A 16,596-nucleotide genomic window follows, 5' to 3' on the forward strand; every position below is an offset into this window, starting at 1 on the left:
TGCCGGGTCGGGGGCGCCTATATACCGGGGCCACCGGCGGACTCCACCGGCAGCACGGACCCGATGCCGATACGCGCCAGCGATCTCCTCACCCTGACCCGCGAGGGTCTCTACTGCCCCCTCGGACGCTTTCACGTTGATCCGACCTGGCCCGTGGAGCGCGCGCTGATCACGCACGGGCACGCCGACCACGCCCGCGCGGGCCACGGCCAGGTGCTGGCGACGCCCGAGACCCTGCGGATCATGGCGGTCCGCTACGGGACGGATTTCTGCCGCCAGCGGCAGGAGGCGCAGCTCGGCGCGGCGCTCCGCGTCGGCGACGTCACCGTGCGCTTCGCCCCGGCCGGCCACGTCCTCGGGTCGGCGCAGATCGCCATCGAGCGGGACGGCGTCCGGGTCGTGGTGTCGGGCGACTACAAGCGCGCGCCGGACCCGACCTGCCTGCCCTTCGAGGTCGTGCCCTGCGACGTGTTCATCACCGAGGCGACCTTCGGACTGCCGGTCTTCACCCATCCCGATACGCGGGGCGAGGTCCGCAAGCTCCTCGAATCGGTGAAGCTGTTCCCGGAGCGCGCCCACATCGTGGGCGCCTACGCGCTCGGCAAGGCGCAGCGGGTGATGGCGCTCCTGCGCGAGGAGGGCTGGGACCGCCCGATCCACCTGCACGGCGCCATGGAGAAGCTGACGACGCTCTACAAGGAGGAGGGCGTGCCGCTCGGCGACACGCCCAAGGTCGTGGCCGCCGAGCGGAAGGACCTGCACGGGGCGATCGTGCTCTGCCCGCCCTCGTCGATCCAGGACCTGTGGTCCCGCAAGTTCCCCGACCCGGTGACCTGCTTCGCCTCGGGCTGGATGCGGGTGCGCGCCCGCGCCCGCCAGAAGGGCGTCGAGCTGCCGCTGGTGATCTCCGACCATTCCGACTGGCCGGACCTGTGCCGCACCATCCGCGACACCGGCGCCGGGGAGGTCTGGGTGACGCACGGCCAAGAGGACGCGCTGGTCCACTGGTGCGGGACCCAGGGGATCCGGGCGAAGCCGCTCCACCTGCTCGGCTACGGCGATGACGGCGAGGTCGAGGGGACCTCGGAGGCGGGCTCCGGGGCGGAGGCGGCGGCGTGAACGACTTCGCCCACCTGCTCGACCGCCTCGCCTACGAGCCGCGCCGCAACGCCAAGCTGCGCATGCTCCAGGACTACTTCGCGCGCACGCCCGATCCCGAGCGCGGCTACGCGCTCGGCGCCATGACCGGCACGCTGAGCTTCCGCGAGGCCAAGCCGGCCCTGATCCGGGGACTGGTCGAGGAGCGGATCGACCCGGTGCTGTTCCGGCTGTCGCACAATTACGTGGGCGACCTCGCGGAGACGACGGCGCTGATCTGGCCGGGACCGGCGGAGGCGCCGCGGGAACCGGGGCCCGGCCACAACAACCCGCCGCCGCATGTCCCGACCCTGGCCGAGGTCGTGGAGACCCTCGCGACCATCCCCAAGCGCGAGCTGTCCCGCCATCTCGCCGACTGGCTCGACGCCCTCGACGAGACCGGGCGCTGGGCGCTCCTGAAGCTCGTCACCGGCAACCTGCGGGTCGGTGTCTCGGCGCGTCTCGCCAAGACGGCGGTCGGCGCGCTGGGCGGCCACGACGCCGACGCCGTCGAGGAGGTCTGGCACGGGCTGACCCCGCCCTTCGAGACCCTGTTCGCCTGGGTCGAGGGCCGGGCCGAGCGGCCCGAGACCCTGAACCCCGCGCCGTTCCGGCCGCCGATGCTGTCGCACCCGATCGAGGAGGAGGCCGACCTCGAGAAGCTGGAGGCCGAGGCATTCTCGGCCGAGTGGAAGTGGGACGGCATCCGCGTCCAGCTCGTCGGCGGCCTTGACCGGAGCGGCCAGCAGGTCGGGAAGGTCTACTCCCGCACCGGCGAGGACATCACCGGGGCGTTCCCGGACCTCGCCGAAGCCATCACCTTCGCGGGCGCCCTCGACGGCGAGCTGCTGATCCTCCGCGAGCGGCGGGTGCAGAGCTTCAACGTGCTGCAGCAGCGCCTGAACCGGAAGGCCGTGACGGGCAAGCTGCTGGAGGAGTTCCCGGCCCACGTGCGGGCCTACGACCTCCTCACCCTGGAGGGCGACGACCTTCGGGCAGAACCCTTCGCGGAGCGGCGGCAGAAGCTGGAGGCGCTGGTCACGCGCCTCGACCACGCGCGGATCGACATCTCGCCGCTCGTGCCCTTCGCGGACTGGGAGGCCCTGGCGGCCGCCCGGGCGGACCCGGCCTCGGTGGGCGCCGGCGCGGACGCCGACGCGATCGAGGGCGTGATGCTCAAGCGCCTCAACAGCCCCTACCTGCCGGGTCGCCCCAAGGGACCCTGGTGGAAGTGGAAGCGTGAGCCGCACATCGTCGACGCCGTGATGATGTACGCCCAGCGCGGGCACGGGAAGCGCTCGTCCTTCTACTCGGACTACACGTTCGGCGTCTGGCGGGAGGCCCCCGAGGGCGGCGACGAGCTGGTGCCGGTGGGCAAGGCCTATCACGGCTTCACCGACGCCGAGCTCGCCAAGCTCGACCGCTACGTCCGCAACAACACCACCAAGCGCTTCGGCCCGGTGCGCGAGGTCGCCCACGGCCGCGAGGCCGGGCTCGTCCTCGAGATCGCCTTCGAGGGCGTGCAGCGCTCGACCCGGCACAAGTCGGGCGTGGCCATGCGCTTCCCCCGGGTCAGCCGCATCCGCTGGGACAAGCCGCCCGCGGAGGCCGACCGGATCGACGTGCTGGAACGGATCCTCGCCCGGGGCGAGCGCGAGATCGCGCCGGGCGCGACGCTGATGGAGAAGTCCGCATGAGGCAGGGACACGGACGGGAGGGCAGGATCGGGCCGGTCGAGGCGCTGGCCTCCGGTCCGGTGGAGCGTCACGCCAGCGCGCGCCTCACCGTCGCGACCCCGGGACCGGGCTTCACGGACTTCACCGCCGCGGTGGCCGCGTTCGTGCGCGGCAGCGGCGTCCGGGACGGGCTCCTCACGGTCTTCTGCCGGCACACCTCGGCCTCGCTGACCATCCAGGAGAATGCCGATCCCGACGTCCAGACCGACCTAATGACCGCGCTCGACGGCTTCGCGCCGCGCCACGCCGGCTACGTCCACGGCGCCGAGGGGCCGGACGACATGCCGGCCCATATCCGCACCCTGGTCACCGATTCGGCCCTGACCATCCCGCTGGTCGGCGGGGCGCTGTCGCTCGGCACGTGGCAGGGGATCTACCTGATCGAGCACCGCGACCGGCCGCACCGGCGGGAGATCGTGCTGAGCGTCCTCGGGGCGTGACGCGTCCGCCGGCATGGCGCGCGCGCGGCGCGGGCCGGCTCAGCAACACGCGGTCACACACCGTCGGTTAACCATAGTGGGTCCTTATCGGCCTCCGTCGGATCGGGGACCGTGCCGCTCCGGCGAACGGAGACCCCGATGGGCCTTTACACCGCGCTCTCGAACTCGATTTCCGGCGCCTCGGCGCAGTCGCTGGCCCTGAACAACATCTCGGGGAACATCGCCAACACCCAGACGGTGGGCTTCAAGTCCACCGAGACGCGGTTCGCCGACATGCTGGCCGAGACCCGGGACGGCACGCAGCTGACCGGCGGCGTGCTGCCGAGCACGCGCAACAGCCTCAACATCCAGGGCACGATGCAGTCGACCGGTGTGGCGACCAACCTCGCGATCTCGGGCAACGGCTACTTCGTCGTCAAGAAGAACACCGGGACGCCGGACAGCCCGGCCTTCGCCGGCGACACCGGCTACACGCGGCGCGGCGACTTCGCGCCGGACGCCAGCGGCTACCTCTCCAACGGCGCGGGCTACTACCTGTTCGCCGGCCCCTCGGCGACAACCCCCGTCCAGGTTCCGACCGGGGCGAGCACCCTGGCGAGCCTCGCGGTCTCGCCCGCCGGCACCCTCACGGGCACGGCCGCGGACGGCAGCACCCTGGCCCTCGGCACGCTGCAGCTGGCGCAGTTCGGCATGCAGGACAACCTCGCCTCGCTCGATGGCGGCACCTACGTGGCCACCGGCCAGTCCGGGACGCCGAGCTACGGCCTCAACGGCGCGACCATCACGGCCGGCTCGGTGGAGCAGTCCAATGCCGGGATCTCGGATCAGTTCTCGAAGATGATCGAGACCCAGCAGGCCTACACGGCCAACACCAAGGTCATGAGCACCACCGACCAGATGCTGCAGGACGCCATCGCGATGTACACCTGAGGCGGCCCCGTCAGAGGAACTTCAGCGGGTCCTTCTCGGGTGGCGGCGGTGCCACGTCGGCGCGGTTCCACCAGCCGCCGCCGAGGGCCACGAACAGCGCGGCGGTGTCGGCGTACTGGGTGGCGCGCGCCGCCGCCGAGGTCACCAGCGCCGAGAGGTAGCCCTGCTGGGCGATCAGCACCTGCGAGGAGGTGATCGCCCCGGCCGTGTACTGCTTGCGGATCAGCGCGAGGCTCTGGTTCGTGGCGCTCACCGCGGCGTCGGCGGCGGCCACGGCCTTCGCGTCGGCCTGGAGCGCGCGCAGCGCGTCCGCGACGTTCTGGAAGGCGGTGATCACCGTCGCCTTGTACTGTGCCTGCGCCTCCGTCAGCGATTCCTCGGCGGCCCGCTGGCGCCGGAACAGGGTGCCGGCATCGAAGATCGGCGCCGTCGCCTGCCCGATGATCGTGAAGAACGCCGCCCCCGGGTTGGCGATCTGGGCGATCCGCGTGGCGCTGGAGCCGCCCGTGGCGGTCAGGCTGAACTGCGGCAGGCGGTTCGCCACCGCGACGCCGACATTGGCGCTCGCCTGCTGCACCAGGGCCTCCGCCGCCTTCACGTCGGGGCGCTGCTGCACGAGCCGCGAGGGCAGGCTCACCGGGAGCCGGGTCGGCAGGCGCAGGGCGGCGAGGTCGAAGGTCTCGGAGACCTCGTCGGAGGGCAGGCGCCCCGCCAGGGCGGTCAGCAGGTTGCGCTGCTGGGCGAGCGCCTTCTCCAGCGGCGGCAGGAGCTGCTGCGACAGCGCCAGCGCGGCCTGCTGCTGCACCACGTCGGCCCCGGCAATCTGACCCAGCGAGAGCTGCTTGTTGTAGAGCTGCAGGACCTCGGTCTGCGCCTGGATCACCTTGCGGGTCGCGTCGATCTGCGCCCGCAGGGACGCTTCCTGGATCGCGGCGGCGACGACGTTGGCGGTCAGGCTCAGGTAGGCCGCCTCCAGCTGGAAGCGCTGGTTCTCGGTGGTGGCCTCCAGCGACTCGATCTGCCGGCGATTCCCGCCGAACACGTCGGGATTGTACGAGACCACCGCCTGCGGCGTGGACAGGCTGTAGAGGTACCGGCTCTGATTGTTGAGGGGCGATTGCAGGTCGAGGCCGGGCGCCAGCGCCCCCTGGACCTGCGGCGTCGCGGTCAGGCTCGGGTAGAGGGTGCCCTTCTGGGCCAGCACGTTCTGCTGCGCCACCCGCAGGGAGGCCTGCGCGGCCTCCAGCGTCGGGTTGTTGGCGAGCGCCTGCTCGACGACGCGGTTCAGGGCCTTCGAGTGGAACAGCCTCCACCACTCGCCCGGGATGTCGGCGCCGGACACGAAGCTCTGGTCGGCCGAGCCGCCCTGCCGGGTCCGGATGTTGTCGGCCGCGGAGGGGTTCTGCAGCGGTTCCCTGGTGTAGCGGCCGACCGGCGGAGCCTCGGGCGCCACGAAGTTCGGGCCGACCGCGCAGGCCGACAGGCCCAGGGAGGCCGCCAGCCACGCGGTCGCCCGTCCGCACCGTCTCGGCGCAAAGCTCACCATCCCGCCCCCGAAAACCTCACCTCGGTAGAGCGGCGCGACCCGCTGCCAAGTCAATCCGACCATCCCCGGGCGGCGCGCGCGGTGTGGCCGTTGTGGCCCCCCTGCAACGGGCCGCGCGCCGGCCCGCGGGGTCGTGAGCCGGCTCACGCGGCGTCCCGGTGCGCGGGCCGCGCCCGGGCGTCCGGGTTCGGGCGGCGGCGGGAGAACAGTGAGATCAGCACCGGGACGATCACGAGGATCAGGTTCGGCGCCAGGATGATGCCGCCCACCACCACGAGCGCCAGCGGCTTCTGCACCTGCGAGCCGATGCCGGTGGAGACGGCGGCCGGCAGCAGGCCGACGCAGGCCGCCACGCAGGTCATCATCACCGGGCGCATGCGCACCACGGCGGCGTGCCAGACCGCCTCCTGCCGCCTCCAGCCCTCGTCGAGCAGCTGGTTGTAGTAGGCGAGCAGGATCACGCCCTCCATGGTCGAGATCCCGAACAGCGCGATGAAGCCGATCGCCGCCGAGATCGAGAACGGCGTGCCGGTCAGCGCCAGGGCGAAGATGCCGCCGATCATCGCCATCGGGATGACCGACAGGGTCAGCAGCATGTCGGCCACCGACGAGAAGTTGATGTAGAGCAGCAGCGCGATCAGCAGCAGCGTGATCGGCACCACGAGGCTGAGGCGGGCGGCCGCCTCCTTTAGGTTGGTGAACTGGCCGACCCATTCCAGCCGGTAGCCTGGCGGGAGGTCGACCGCGTCGGCGACCTTGCGCTGGGCCTCGAGCACGGCGCTGCCGAGGTCGCGGCCGCGCACCGAGAACTTCACCGGGATGTAGCGCTGCTGGTCCTCGCGGTAGATGAACGAGGCGCCGGAGACGAGGTCGACGTCGGCGATCTCGGAGAGCGGCACCTGGATCACGCCGCCGTTCGGGTTCTGGGCGCCGACCGCGATGTTGCGGATGCCGGCGAGCGAGGAGCGGTACTCCTTGGCGAGCCGCACCCGCATCGGGAAGTGCCGGTCCGAGCCGTACTCGTAGAGGTCGCCCGCGGTCTGGCCGCCGATCGCCGCCTGGATCGTGGTGTTCACGTCGCCGATCGAGAGGCCGTAGCGGGCGGCCTTGTGGCGGTCGACGTCGATCCGCACCGTCGGCTGGCCGAGGGATTCGAACACCGACAGGTCGGTGACGCCGGGGACGGTGGCGAGCGCGGCCTTGACGGCGTTGGCGGTCTTGGTGAGCTGCGCGAGGTCGTTGCCGTAGATCTTGACCGAGTTCTCGCCCTTCACGCCCGAGGCGGCCTCCTGGACGTTGTCCTCGATATACTGCGAGAAGTTGAACTCGATACCGGGGAATTCGGCCTCCAGTTTCTTGCTGAGGTCCTGGATCAGGGTCTCCTTGTCGAGGCCCTTGCGCCACTGATCGATCGGCTTGAGCGGCGCCAGGATCTCGACGTTGAAGAAGCCGGTGGCGTCGGTGCCGTCGTTCGGGCGGCCCTGGTGCGACAGGACGGTGGTGACCTCCGGAACCTCCTGGAAGATCTTGCGCATGCGCTGGACGTAGCCGTTGCCGGCCTCCAGCGAGATCGAGGACGGCATCGTCCCGCGCACGTAGAGGTTGCCCTCCTCGAGACGCGGCAGGAACTCGAGGCCGAGATTGCGGGCCGTGAGGCCCGAGACCAGCAGCACCGCCAGCATCACGGCGATCGCCAGGACCCGGTTGCGCAGGCCGAAGCGCAGAGCCGCCTCGTGGCCGACGCGCAGCACCCGCACGATCAGGGTGTCGCGCTCCTCGAGCTTCTTCGGCAGCATCAGGGCCGAGAGCGCGGGCGAGACGGTGAAGGTCGCCAGCAGGCCGCCGAGCAGCGCGTACGCGTAGGTCTTGGCCATCGGGCCGAAGATGTGGCCCTCGACGCCGGTCATCGTGAACAGCGGCAGGAAGCCGACGATGATGATCGTCGCCGAGAAGAAGATCGCCCGGTTCACCTCGCGCCCGGCGATCGCGATCGTGCCGAGCCGCCCGGTGAGGCCGTCGGGCGGATCCTCGCCCTTCACGTGATCGGGCTCGGCGATGTGGCGGAAGACGTTCTCCACCATGATCACGGTCGCGTCGACGATCAGGCCGAAATCGATCGCGCCGAGCGACAGCAGGTTGGCCGAGTCGCCGCGCACCACCAGGATCAGGATCGCGAAGCCGAGCGCGAACGGGATCGTGGCCGCCACGATGATCGCGCTCGTGAGCGAGCCGAGGAATAGCCACTGCACCACGAACACCAGCACCACGCCGAAGACGAGGTTGTGCATCACCGTGTGGGTGGTGGTGTGGATCAGGCCCGAGCGGTCGTAGATCCGCTCGATCTTCACGTCGGGCGGCAGGATCGTGGAGCTGTTGATCTTGTCGATCTCGGCCTCGACCCGCTCCAGCGTCGGCAGGCTCTTGCCGCCGCGGGTCATGAGCACGATGCCCTCGACGATGTCGGGCTGATTGTCGTGCCCGACGATGCCGAGGCGCGGGGCGTTCGACACGCGCACCTCCGCCACGTCCCGAACGAGCACCGGGGTGCCGTTGACGAGGCTGATCATCGTGTCGCGAATGTCGTCCATGTCGCGGATCAGGCCGATGCCGCGCACCACCGCCGATTGCTGCCCGACGTTCAGCGTCTGGCCGCCGACGTTGATCGAGGCGTTGTTCAGCGCGTTGGTCAGCTGCACCAGGGTCAGGCCCTGGGCCTGGAGGCGGTTCAGGTCGACCGCGACCTCGTACTCCTTGGCCTTGCCGCCGAAGGCCGTGACGTCGACGACGCCGGGGATCGCCTTGAACCGGCGCTGCAGCACCCAGTCCTGCAGGGTCTTCATGTCCATGGGCGAGTAGCCCGCCGGGCCGACGAGCTTGTAGCGCATGATCTCGCCCACAGGGCTCGTCGGCGAGATCTGCGGCGTGGCGCCGTTGGGCAGGGTCGGCGCCTGCGACAGGCGGTTGAGCACCCGCTGCAGCGCCTGCTCGTACGTGTACTCGTAGTTGAACTGGACCTTCACGTCCGAGAGGCCGAACAGCGAGATCGTCCGGACCACCTGGGCGTTCGGGATGCCGGCGAGCGCCACCTCCAGGGGGATGGTGATGTAGCGCTCGATCTCGTCGGCCGACTGGCCCGGATTCTGGGTGATCACGTCGACGAGCGGCGGGACCGGATCGGGGTAGGCCTCGATGTTGAGCTGCGTGTAGGCGCCGTAGCCGACGCCGAGCATCACGACGAACAGCAGCACCACCAGCACGCGCTGGCGCAGCGAGAAGGCGATCAGGGCGTTCATCGGATCCCCGCTCAGGACGCCTTGTCGCCGGTGGCCGCCCGGTCGATGAACAGGGCCCCGCGGGTGACGACCTGCTCGCCCGCGCTCAGGCCCTGGACGACCTGGGCGTTGTCGCCGTTGATCAGGCCGAGCTTGATGTCGCGCGCCTCCACGGCGCCGTCGGGCCGCGCCACCCAGACGTGGGTGCGGTCGCCCTCGTACACGATGGCGGCCACCGGCACGCTCGGGCTCGGCTCACCCTTGCCGGTGATGATCGTGTAAGTGGCGAACATCTCCGGGCGCAGCACCCGGTCCGGGTTGTCGACCTCGCTGCGCACCGCGAGGCGCCGCGTCGCCGGGTCGAGGCTGGAGGCCATGTAGTTCACCCGGGCCTTGAACACCCGCGCGCCGAAGCCCGCCACCTTCGCCTCGACCTCCTGGCCGATGCGGATCTTGGGGATCTCGCTCTCGCGGACGTTGGCCACGAGCCAGACCGTCGACAGGTCGCCGATCACGAAGACCGGGTCGCTGGAGGCCGAGAGGTACTGCCCGATGCCGACCTTGCGCTGGACGATCGTGCCGGCGATCGGCGCCCGGATCTGCGTCTCGGCGCTCATCGTGCCGTTCTTCTCGAAGGCGGCGATCTCGGCGTCGGTCTTGCCCAGCAGGCGCAGGCGGCTCCGCACCGCGTCGAGGGCGCCCTCGGCGGTCTTCAGGTCGCTCTGGGCGGCGATGACGTCGTTCTGGGCCGACTGGTAGTCCTTCAGTGCCGTCGCGCGGGCCTGGAACAGCTCCTGCTGGCGCTGCGCGATGGTCTGGTCGAGCTTCAGGAGCGCCTGCTGCTTCTGGAGGTTGTTCACGGCCGCCTGATAGTCGTTCTGCGCCTGGACCATGTCGGTGGCCTCGAGCGTCAGCAGCACGTCGCCGGCCTTCACGTCGTCGCCGGCGCGGACCAGGACCTTCGTCACCCGGCCGGCATAGGGCGAGACCACCGGGACGTTGTCGTCCTCGTTGAGGGCGATCCGTCCCTCGGCCGAGCCCTCGGGCCGGAACACGAGGTTGGCGACCGGCAGGATCTCGAAGGCGGCGCGCTGCTCCTTGGAGGGCCGGAACACCCGCTCCACCGGGCCGGCCTTCTCCACGTCGATGCCCGGGTCGGGGTTGCCCGGGGCGAACAGCCCGGTCACGGCCGCGACGAGGTGCGCGGCGGCCTCGCGGGTCCGGTCGGGAAACGCGATGGCGGCGCCCAGGGCGGCCGCGAGCAGGACGGCGGCGATCAGCAGGCCGGGCCACCGGCGCCCGCGCGCGGGGACGGCGACGGCCTCGTCCTGGTCCAGCGGATTTCGGGCGTCCATGCGGATGATCTTCTAGGTCCGGACCGAGAGTCCGGGCTGGGTGACGAGAGTACGATACGTGCCCGGACGACGCCTACATCAATGCGGTCGCTGGTGCTTTTCTATGGCGCGCCGCGGGAAGATTCGGGCGGTACGGCGTGCCTAGAGCAAAGCTTGTCCGACAGGCAATCGATCCGGCGCCCCGGTCGCGAAACCGTGTGGCCCCGTCTTTCTTTGACGGGATTTGTTACAATATGACAACGCTCGCGGGTCCAGGCCCGCGCGATCCCGCACCCGTCACCGAGAAGCCGTCATGTCCGATACGAGCAACGCTTCCGCCCCGGCCGCTCCCGGTTCCGCCGCCGGCAAGATCCCGGTCACCGTGCTCACCGGCTACCTCGGCGCGGGCAAGACCACGCTCCTCAACCGGATCCTCACCGAGAACCACGGCAAGCGCTACGCCGTGATCGTCAACGAGTTCGGCGAGATCGGCATCGACAACGACCTCGTCGTCGGCGCGGACGAGGAGGTGTTCGAGATGAACAACGGCTGCGTCTGCTGCACGGTGCGCGGCGACCTGATCCGGATCATGGACGGGCTGGTGAAGCGCCGGGGCAAGTTCGACGCGATCATCGTCGAGACGACCGGCCTCGCCGACCCGGCCCCCGTGGCGCAGACCTTCTTCGTCGACCAGGATGTCGGCGAGGCCGCCCGCCTCGACGCCGTGGTGACGGTGGCCGACGCCAAGTGGCTGTCCGACCGCCTGAAGGACGCGCCGGAGGCGAAGAACCAGATCGCCTTCGCGGACGTGATCCTGCTCAACAAGAGCGACCTCGTGTCCCCGGCCGACCTCGACCGCGTCGAGGCCGAGATCCGCACGATCAACCCGCTGGCCAAGCTCCACCGCACGCAGAACTGCGCCGTGCCCCTCGACGCGGTCCTCGAGCGCAACGCCTTCGACCTCGACCGCATCCTCGACGTCGAGCCCGACTTCCTCGAGGCGGGGCACCACCACCATCACGATTCCGACATCCGCTCGATCTCGGCCAAGATCGAGGGCGCGGTCGACCCGGACAAGTTCATGCCGTGGATCTCGAACCTGACCCAGTCGCAGGGTCCGGACATCCTGCGGTGCAAGGGGATCGTGGCCTTCCCCGACGAGCCGAAGCGCTTCGTCTTCCAGGGCGTGCACATGATCCTCGACGGCGACGTGCAGGGCGACTGGGGCCAGGACGAGAAGCGGGTCTCGCGGGTGGTGTTCATCGGCCGCAACCTCGATCCGGCGGCGATCAAGGAGGGCTTCGAGGCCTGCCGCGCCTGAACGGGCGCCGCCTCCCCGGCGCCCCGCGCCGGGAAGGCGATTCTCAACGTTTCCGTGGCATCACGGACGGCGCGGGCCCGCGTAACCGGCCCGCGGAGCCCGCGTATCCATGGCCCACACCGCAGCGCCCGCAGGCCCGGTCCCGTCCGGGTCGGCGGGCGGAATCCCGCTCATCGCGGCCGTCGAGGGGCTGGGCAAGGCGCTGTTCGCGGCGTTCATCTTCTTCGCCTGCTTCGCCTTCTCGGAGACCTCGCCCTACGACGCGGTCGCGATCCCCACGATCCTGCTCTGGCTCTGCCTCGGCGTCCGGCTGCACCGCGGGGCGGTGCCCCTGGTGGCGCTCCTGCTCCTCTACCTCGCGGGCATCGTCACCGCGCTGCTGCCCTACCTGAACGAGGAGTTCCCGGTCACCTGGACGGTGCAGCTGGTCTATCTCTCGATCACCTGCATCTTCTTCGCGATGTTCTTCGCGGACGACACGCACGCCCGGATGGAGCTAGCGCTCAAGGCCTACACGGCGAGCTGCGTGTTCTCGGCGGCGCTGGGCATCGTCGGCTACCTGCAATGGCTCGGGATCGAGGACCTGTTCTACAAGTACGACCGGGCCTCGGGCACGTTCCAGGACCCGAACGTCTTCGGCTCGTTCCTGACGCTCGGCGCGCTCTACCTGATGCACGGCCTGCTCACCGGCTCCACGCGCCGGCCGCTCGTGTCCCTCGCCGGCCTGCTGATCATCGTGGCCGGCATCTTCCTGTCGTTCTCGCGCGGGTCCTGGGGCGGGAGCGCCGTCGCGGTGCTGCTGATGGTGGGATCGGTCTACGCCGGCAGCGACTCCCCGCGCCTGCGCCGCCGCATCGTGCTCCTGACCCTGGCGACCATCGTCCTCGGCACCGTCGCGGTGATCGGGCTGCTCTCGGTCGACCACGTCCACAAGATGTTCGAGACCCGGGCGGCCCTGACCCAGGACTACGACCAGGGCGAGACCGGCCGCTTCGGCAACCAGATCCGCGGCTTCGCCATGCTGCTGGAGCGGCCGTTCGGGATGGGGCCGATGCACTGGCGGCTGATCTTCGGGCTCGAACCGCACAATTCCTACATCGGCTCCTTCGCCAACGGCGGCTGGCTCGGCGGGGCCGTGTTCATCGGCCTCGTGGTGGCGACCGGCCTCGTCGGTTTCCGGCTCCTGGCGCGGCCGTCGCCGGTCCGGGCGCACGCCCAGATCGTCTGGCCGGCGCTGCTGATGTTCTTCCTGCAGGCCGTCCAGATCGACATCGAGAAGTGGCGCCACGTCTACATGATGCTGGGCATGGTCTGGGCGCTGGAGGCCGCGCGGTTGCGCATGGGCACGCGGCCGCAGGCGGGCGCGCTTGAAACGCGGCGCTAGGCGCGGCATCGCTCGGTCGCGGCCGATCGGCACCCGGAGACGGTACGTGAGCACACAGCCGGACAACGAGCGCGACCGGCTCGCGGCCCTCGAGGCCCTGGCGATCCTCGGGACACCGCCGGAACCGCATTTCGAGGCCGTCTGCCGGACCGCCCGGCGCCTGTTCGGCGTGCGCAGCGCGTTCGTGGCCTTCCTGGGCGACACGCACCAGTGGCTGAAGACGCCCTGTGCCGGGGTGCCGACCACGATGCGGCGGGACGAGAGCTTCTGCCAGCACACGATCCGCAGCGACGCCCTCGTGGTCGTCCCCGACGCGCGGCTCGACGCGCGCTTCCGCGACCTGCCCGTGGCCGCCGCGCCGGACGGGATCCGGTTCTACGCGGGCGTCGCCCTGAGCCTCCAGCCGGGCTTGCGGGTCGGAACCCTCTGCCTCGCCGATCCCGAGCCCCGCTCCGACTTCTCGCCCGAGGACGCGGCCGCCTTCCGCGACCTCGCCGAGATCGTCGTGGCGCATCTGCGCCTCACGGAGGCCAACGCGCGGCGCGACCGGGAGATCGCGCAGGCGGCGATCCGCGAGGCGCTGATCCGCGAGCAGCACCGGGAGATCAACGCCCGGGCCCGCGCCCAGGAGGCGGCGAACCTCCAGCTCACCATGGCCGAGCAGCTCGCCAGCGTCGGGAACTGGCGCGTGGAGCTCGCGGACGGGCAGCCGGTCTGGTCGGCGAGCCTCTACGCCATCGCGGGCCGCGACCCGGCGACGCCGCCGCCGCATCTCGACGCCTTCGCGCAGATCTACCACCCCGACGACCGCGCCCGGCTCGAGGCGATCGTCGCCGACGCGATCGCCCACGGGGGCCGGTTCGATTTCGAGGCCCGGCTGCTGCGGCCGGACGGCGCGCTGCGCGACGTGGTCGTGCGCGGCATGGCCCGGGGGGAGGGGGCGGGCGCCGGCCTGTTCGGCGTCCTGATCGACGTCACCGAGCGCCGGCGCGCCGAGGACGAGGTTCGCCGCAGCGAGCTGCGCTACCGGGGCCTCGCCGAGGCGCTGCCGCTCCTGGTCTGGACCATGCGGGTCGGGGACGGTCAGGCGACCTACGCCAACGCGCAGTTCCAGTCCTATTACGGGCCGATCGGGCCCGAGCGCGCGGAGCGCCTCGTCCGGAACCACCCCGAGGATGCCGCCGCCATGGAGGCGGCCTGGATCCGGGCGGTCGAGACCGGCACGGGCTACAGCGGCCAGTGGCGGATCCGGCGCCAGGACGGCGTCTACCGGTGGCACAAACTCTCGCTGATCCCGATCCGCCTCGACCCGGCGGACGGCGCGGTGGCGGAGTGGCTCGGGACCGCCCTCGACGTCGACGACATCGTCACGGCGCGGCTCGCCGTCGAGGAGGCGAGCGGCCTGCTCGACATCGCCCTCGACGCCGCGGAGGCCGGCACCTGGGACTGGGACATGCGCACGGGGCTCGCCGTCCTCAGCCCGGAGAGCGCGCGGATGCACGGCCTGCCGGAGACCGGCGGCGCCCACACGATCTCGGCCTCCGCGTGGACGGCGCTGATCGATCCGGACGACGTCTCCGACGTCTGGAACGAGATCCGGCGGGCGGTCGAGTCCGGCACCCCCTACGCGGCCGAGTTCCGGGTCGGCGCGCGCTGGCTCTACGCGCGGGGCCGGACGCTCGGCGGCACCGACGGGCAGCCCCAGCGGATGGTCGGCCTCCACCTCGACATCACCGAGCGCAAGGCGGTCGAGGCGGCCCTGCGCACCGCCACGCGCGACGCCGAGGCGGCCCGCACCGAGGCGGAGCGGGCGAGCGCGGCCAAGAGCGAGTTCCTGGCCGCCATGAGCCACGAGATCCGCACCCCGCTGAACGGCATCCTGGGCTACGCCGAGCTGCTCCTCGACGGCGACGCGATCCAGAACGAGGACCGGCGGCGCCTCGAGCTGATCCAGAGTTCCGGCGCGGCCCTGCTCACGGTCGTCAACGACATCCTCGACTTCTCGAAGATCGAGGCCGGCGAGCTGACCCTCGATCCGGTCACCTTCCCGCTGGCCTCGACCGTCGACAGCACGGTCTCGATCGTGCGGGGCAGCGCGCTCCGCAGCGGCCTCGCCATCGAGGCCCGGATCGACCCTGCCCTGCCGACCTTCGTGGTCGGCGATGCCGGGCGCCTGCGACAGGTGCTGCTCAATCTGCTGAACAACGCCGTGAAGTTCACGCCCGAGGGCTCGGTCACGGTGACCGCGGAGCGGGAGGGCGACGGCGTCGCCCCCGACGGCCACCCCGGCGACACGGTCCGGTTCTCCGTGGTCGATACCGGCATCGGCATCGCGCCGGCGCAGCAGGACCGGCTGTTCAAGCGGTTCAGCCAGGTCGACGGCTCGATCAGCCGGCGCTTCGGCGGCACCGGCCTCGGGCTGGCGATCTCCCGGCACCTCGTGTCGCTGATGGGCGGCGAGATCGGGGTCGAGAGCCGCGAGGGGGCGGGCTCGACCTTCTGGTTCCGGCTGGTGCTGCCCCGCGGCGAGCGGGACACCGCGGCCCCGGGCGCCGCGGCCGACGCGGGTGGGCCGTCGCGGCCGCCCCCGGCCGCGGCTCCGGCGGCCGGCGAGGTCCCGGGCGCGCCGCTGCGGCTGCTCCTCGTCGAGGACGTGCCGCTCAACCAGGAACTCGCCTGCGCGGTGCTCGAATCCCAGGGCTACGCGGTGGACGTGGCCGGGGACGGCGCCGAGGCGATCACGGCGGTCGGGTCGTCCGTCGCGGCTGGCCGGGCCTACGATCTCGTGCTGATGGACGTCCAGATGCCCCGCGTCGACGGGCTCACGGCCACGCGCCGCATCCGCGCCCTCGCGCCGCCCGCCTGCGACATCCCGATCGTCGCCATGACCGCCAACGTCCTGCCGTCGCAGATCGAGGAGCTGCGCGAGGCCGGGATGGACGACCATGTGGGCAAGCCGTTCCGGCGGGCCGACCTCTTCGCCACGATCAGCCGCTGGACGGCGCCGGGCGCGCGGCGGCCGGCGCGGGCCGAGGTGCCGCGCCGCCTGCCGCAGGTCGATTCGGCCGTGCTCGACGCGGCGGTCCTGACCGAGATGGAGGCGAGCTTCGGCACCGATCGCGTCGGGGCGCTGCTCGATCTCCTGGCGAACGAGCTGTCCGAGCGGTTCCGGCCGAGCGAGACCGACCGCCTGCAGATCGCCCACGACGCGCACGCCCTGGTGGCGGCGGCCGGGCTGCTGGGCTTCGTCGGCCTGTCGAGCCTGTGCCGGGAGGTCGAGGCCGCCGCCCACGCGGGCGCCGACCTGATGCCGCTGATCCGGCGCCTGGAGATCCAGCGGGCGACCGCGCTGCGCGCCATCCGGCAGCTGCGCGCGGCGTGAGTCCGCGCGCGGTATCGAGGACCCTTCCCGTCATCGCGGGCGGAGCGAAGTGACCCAGGGTCGGCGCGCCGCCGGTGAGCGCCGCGCTGCCCTGGATCGCCTACTCCGCTCGCA

General features: G+C 71.4%; 10 protein-coding genes. 7 read left to right on the plus strand and 3 right to left on the minus strand.

Annotation, left to right across the window (positions count from 1 at the left end; genetic code table 11):
• Window positions 1–63 precede the first annotated feature (63 nt).
• The 4 genes from BMY19_RS07910 (at window position 64) to BMY19_RS07925 (ending at window position 4,243) form a co-directional block, all read left to right on the plus strand.
• On the plus strand, window positions 64–1,119 hold the full coding sequence (locus BMY19_RS07910; RefSeq protein ID WP_100251366.1) for a ligase-associated DNA damage response exonuclease: 1,056 nt from the start codon (window positions 64–66) through the stop codon (window positions 1,117–1,119).
• Complete coding sequence (locus BMY19_RS07915; protein ID WP_100251367.1) at window positions 1,116–2,834, plus strand: cisplatin damage response ATP-dependent DNA ligase; 1,719 nt, start codon at window positions 1,116–1,118, stop codon at window positions 2,832–2,834. Before BMY19_RS07910 ends, BMY19_RS07915 begins: the two co-directional genes overlap by 4 nt.
• A complete protein-coding gene (locus BMY19_RS07920) occupies window positions 2,831–3,313 on the plus strand; it encodes a secondary thiamine-phosphate synthase enzyme YjbQ (protein ID WP_100251368.1) in 483 nt (160 codons plus the stop codon). Before BMY19_RS07915 ends, BMY19_RS07920 begins: the two co-directional genes overlap by 4 nt.
• Window positions 3,314–3,451: 138 nt before the next feature.
• Window positions 3,452–4,243 (plus strand): flagellar hook basal-body protein, encoded by a 792-nt coding sequence (locus BMY19_RS07925; protein WP_056525841.1) that lies wholly within the window; start codon window positions 3,452–3,454, stop codon window positions 4,241–4,243.
• Between the two features lie 10 nt (window positions 4,244–4,253).
• Here the strand turns inward: BMY19_RS07925 and BMY19_RS07930 are convergent, their stop codons facing one another.
• From BMY19_RS07930 to BMY19_RS07940, 3 genes are all read right to left on the minus strand, one after another.
• Window positions 4,254–5,789, minus strand: coding sequence for an efflux transporter outer membrane subunit (locus BMY19_RS07930; protein ID WP_100251369.1), 1,536 nt, complete (start codon window positions 5,787–5,789; stop codon window positions 4,254–4,256).
• Window positions 5,790–5,932: 143 nt separating this feature from the next.
• The gene (locus tag BMY19_RS07935) at window positions 5,933–9,082 is read right to left on the minus strand and encodes an efflux RND transporter permease subunit (RefSeq protein WP_100251370.1); all 3,150 of its coding nucleotides are present in this window, start codon (window positions 9,080–9,082) and stop codon (window positions 5,933–5,935) included.
• 11 nt (window positions 9,083–9,093) lie between these two features.
• Window positions 9,094–10,416 carry an efflux RND transporter periplasmic adaptor subunit gene (locus BMY19_RS07940; protein WP_091679652.1) on the minus strand — a complete coding sequence of 441 codons (1,323 nt, stop codon included), beginning with the start codon at window positions 10,414–10,416 and terminating at the stop codon, window positions 9,094–9,096.
• 292 nt (window positions 10,417–10,708) lie between these two features.
• Here BMY19_RS07940 and BMY19_RS07945 point away from each other — a divergent pair, with 292 nt between their 5' ends.
• The 3 genes from BMY19_RS07945 to BMY19_RS07955 all read left to right on the plus strand — a co-directional run bounded on the left by BMY19_RS07945 (window position 10,709) and on the right by BMY19_RS07955 (window position 16,482).
• Window positions 10,709–11,716 (plus strand): CobW family GTP-binding protein, encoded by a 1,008-nt coding sequence (locus tag BMY19_RS07945; RefSeq protein ID WP_056525853.1) that lies wholly within the window; start codon window positions 10,709–10,711, stop codon window positions 11,714–11,716.
• A gap of 109 nt (window positions 11,717–11,825) precedes the next feature.
• The gene (locus BMY19_RS07950) at window positions 11,826–13,100 is read left to right on the plus strand and encodes an O-antigen ligase family protein (protein ID WP_100251371.1); all 1,275 of its coding nucleotides are present in this window, start codon (window positions 11,826–11,828) and stop codon (window positions 13,098–13,100) included.
• 46 nt (window positions 13,101–13,146) lie between these two features.
• Complete coding sequence (locus BMY19_RS07955; RefSeq protein ID WP_100251372.1) at window positions 13,147–16,482, plus strand: GAF domain-containing hybrid sensor histidine kinase/response regulator; 3,336 nt, start codon at window positions 13,147–13,149, stop codon at window positions 16,480–16,482.
• Window positions 16,483–16,596 lie beyond the last annotated feature (114 nt).

The sequence above is a fragment of the Methylobacterium sp. UNC300MFChir4.1 genome, from assembly GCF_900110155.1.
Taxonomy (GTDB): Bacteria; Pseudomonadota; Alphaproteobacteria; order Rhizobiales; family Beijerinckiaceae; genus Methylobacterium.

Excerpts from the sequence above, each read along its gene's own strand:
- BMY19_RS07945 (WP_056525853.1), top strand. The coding sequence starts at position 10,709 with ATGTCCGATACGAGCAACGCTTCCGCCCCGGCCGCTCCCGGTTCCGCC.
- BMY19_RS07920 (WP_100251368.1), top strand. The coding sequence starts at position 2,831 with ATGAGGCAGGGACACGGACGGGAGGGCAGGATCGGGCCGGTCGAGGCG.
- BMY19_RS07950 (WP_100251371.1), top strand. The coding sequence starts at position 11,826 with ATGGCCCACACCGCAGCGCCCGCAGGCCCGGTCCCGTCCGGGTCGGCG.
- BMY19_RS07910 (WP_100251366.1), top strand. The coding sequence starts at position 64 with ATGCCGATACGCGCCAGCGATCTCCTCACCCTGACCCGCGAGGGTCTC.
- BMY19_RS07925 (WP_056525841.1), top strand. The coding sequence starts at position 3,452 with ATGGGCCTTTACACCGCGCTCTCGAACTCGATTTCCGGCGCCTCGGCG.
- BMY19_RS07940 (WP_091679652.1), bottom strand. The coding sequence starts at position 10,416 with ATGGACGCCCGAAATCCGCTGGACCAGGACGAGGCCGTCGCCGTCCCC.
- BMY19_RS07935 (WP_100251370.1), bottom strand. The coding sequence starts at position 9,082 with ATGAACGCCCTGATCGCCTTCTCGCTGCGCCAGCGCGTGCTGGTGGTG.
- BMY19_RS07930 (WP_100251369.1), bottom strand. The coding sequence starts at position 5,789 with ATGGTGAGCTTTGCGCCGAGACGGTGCGGACGGGCGACCGCGTGGCTG.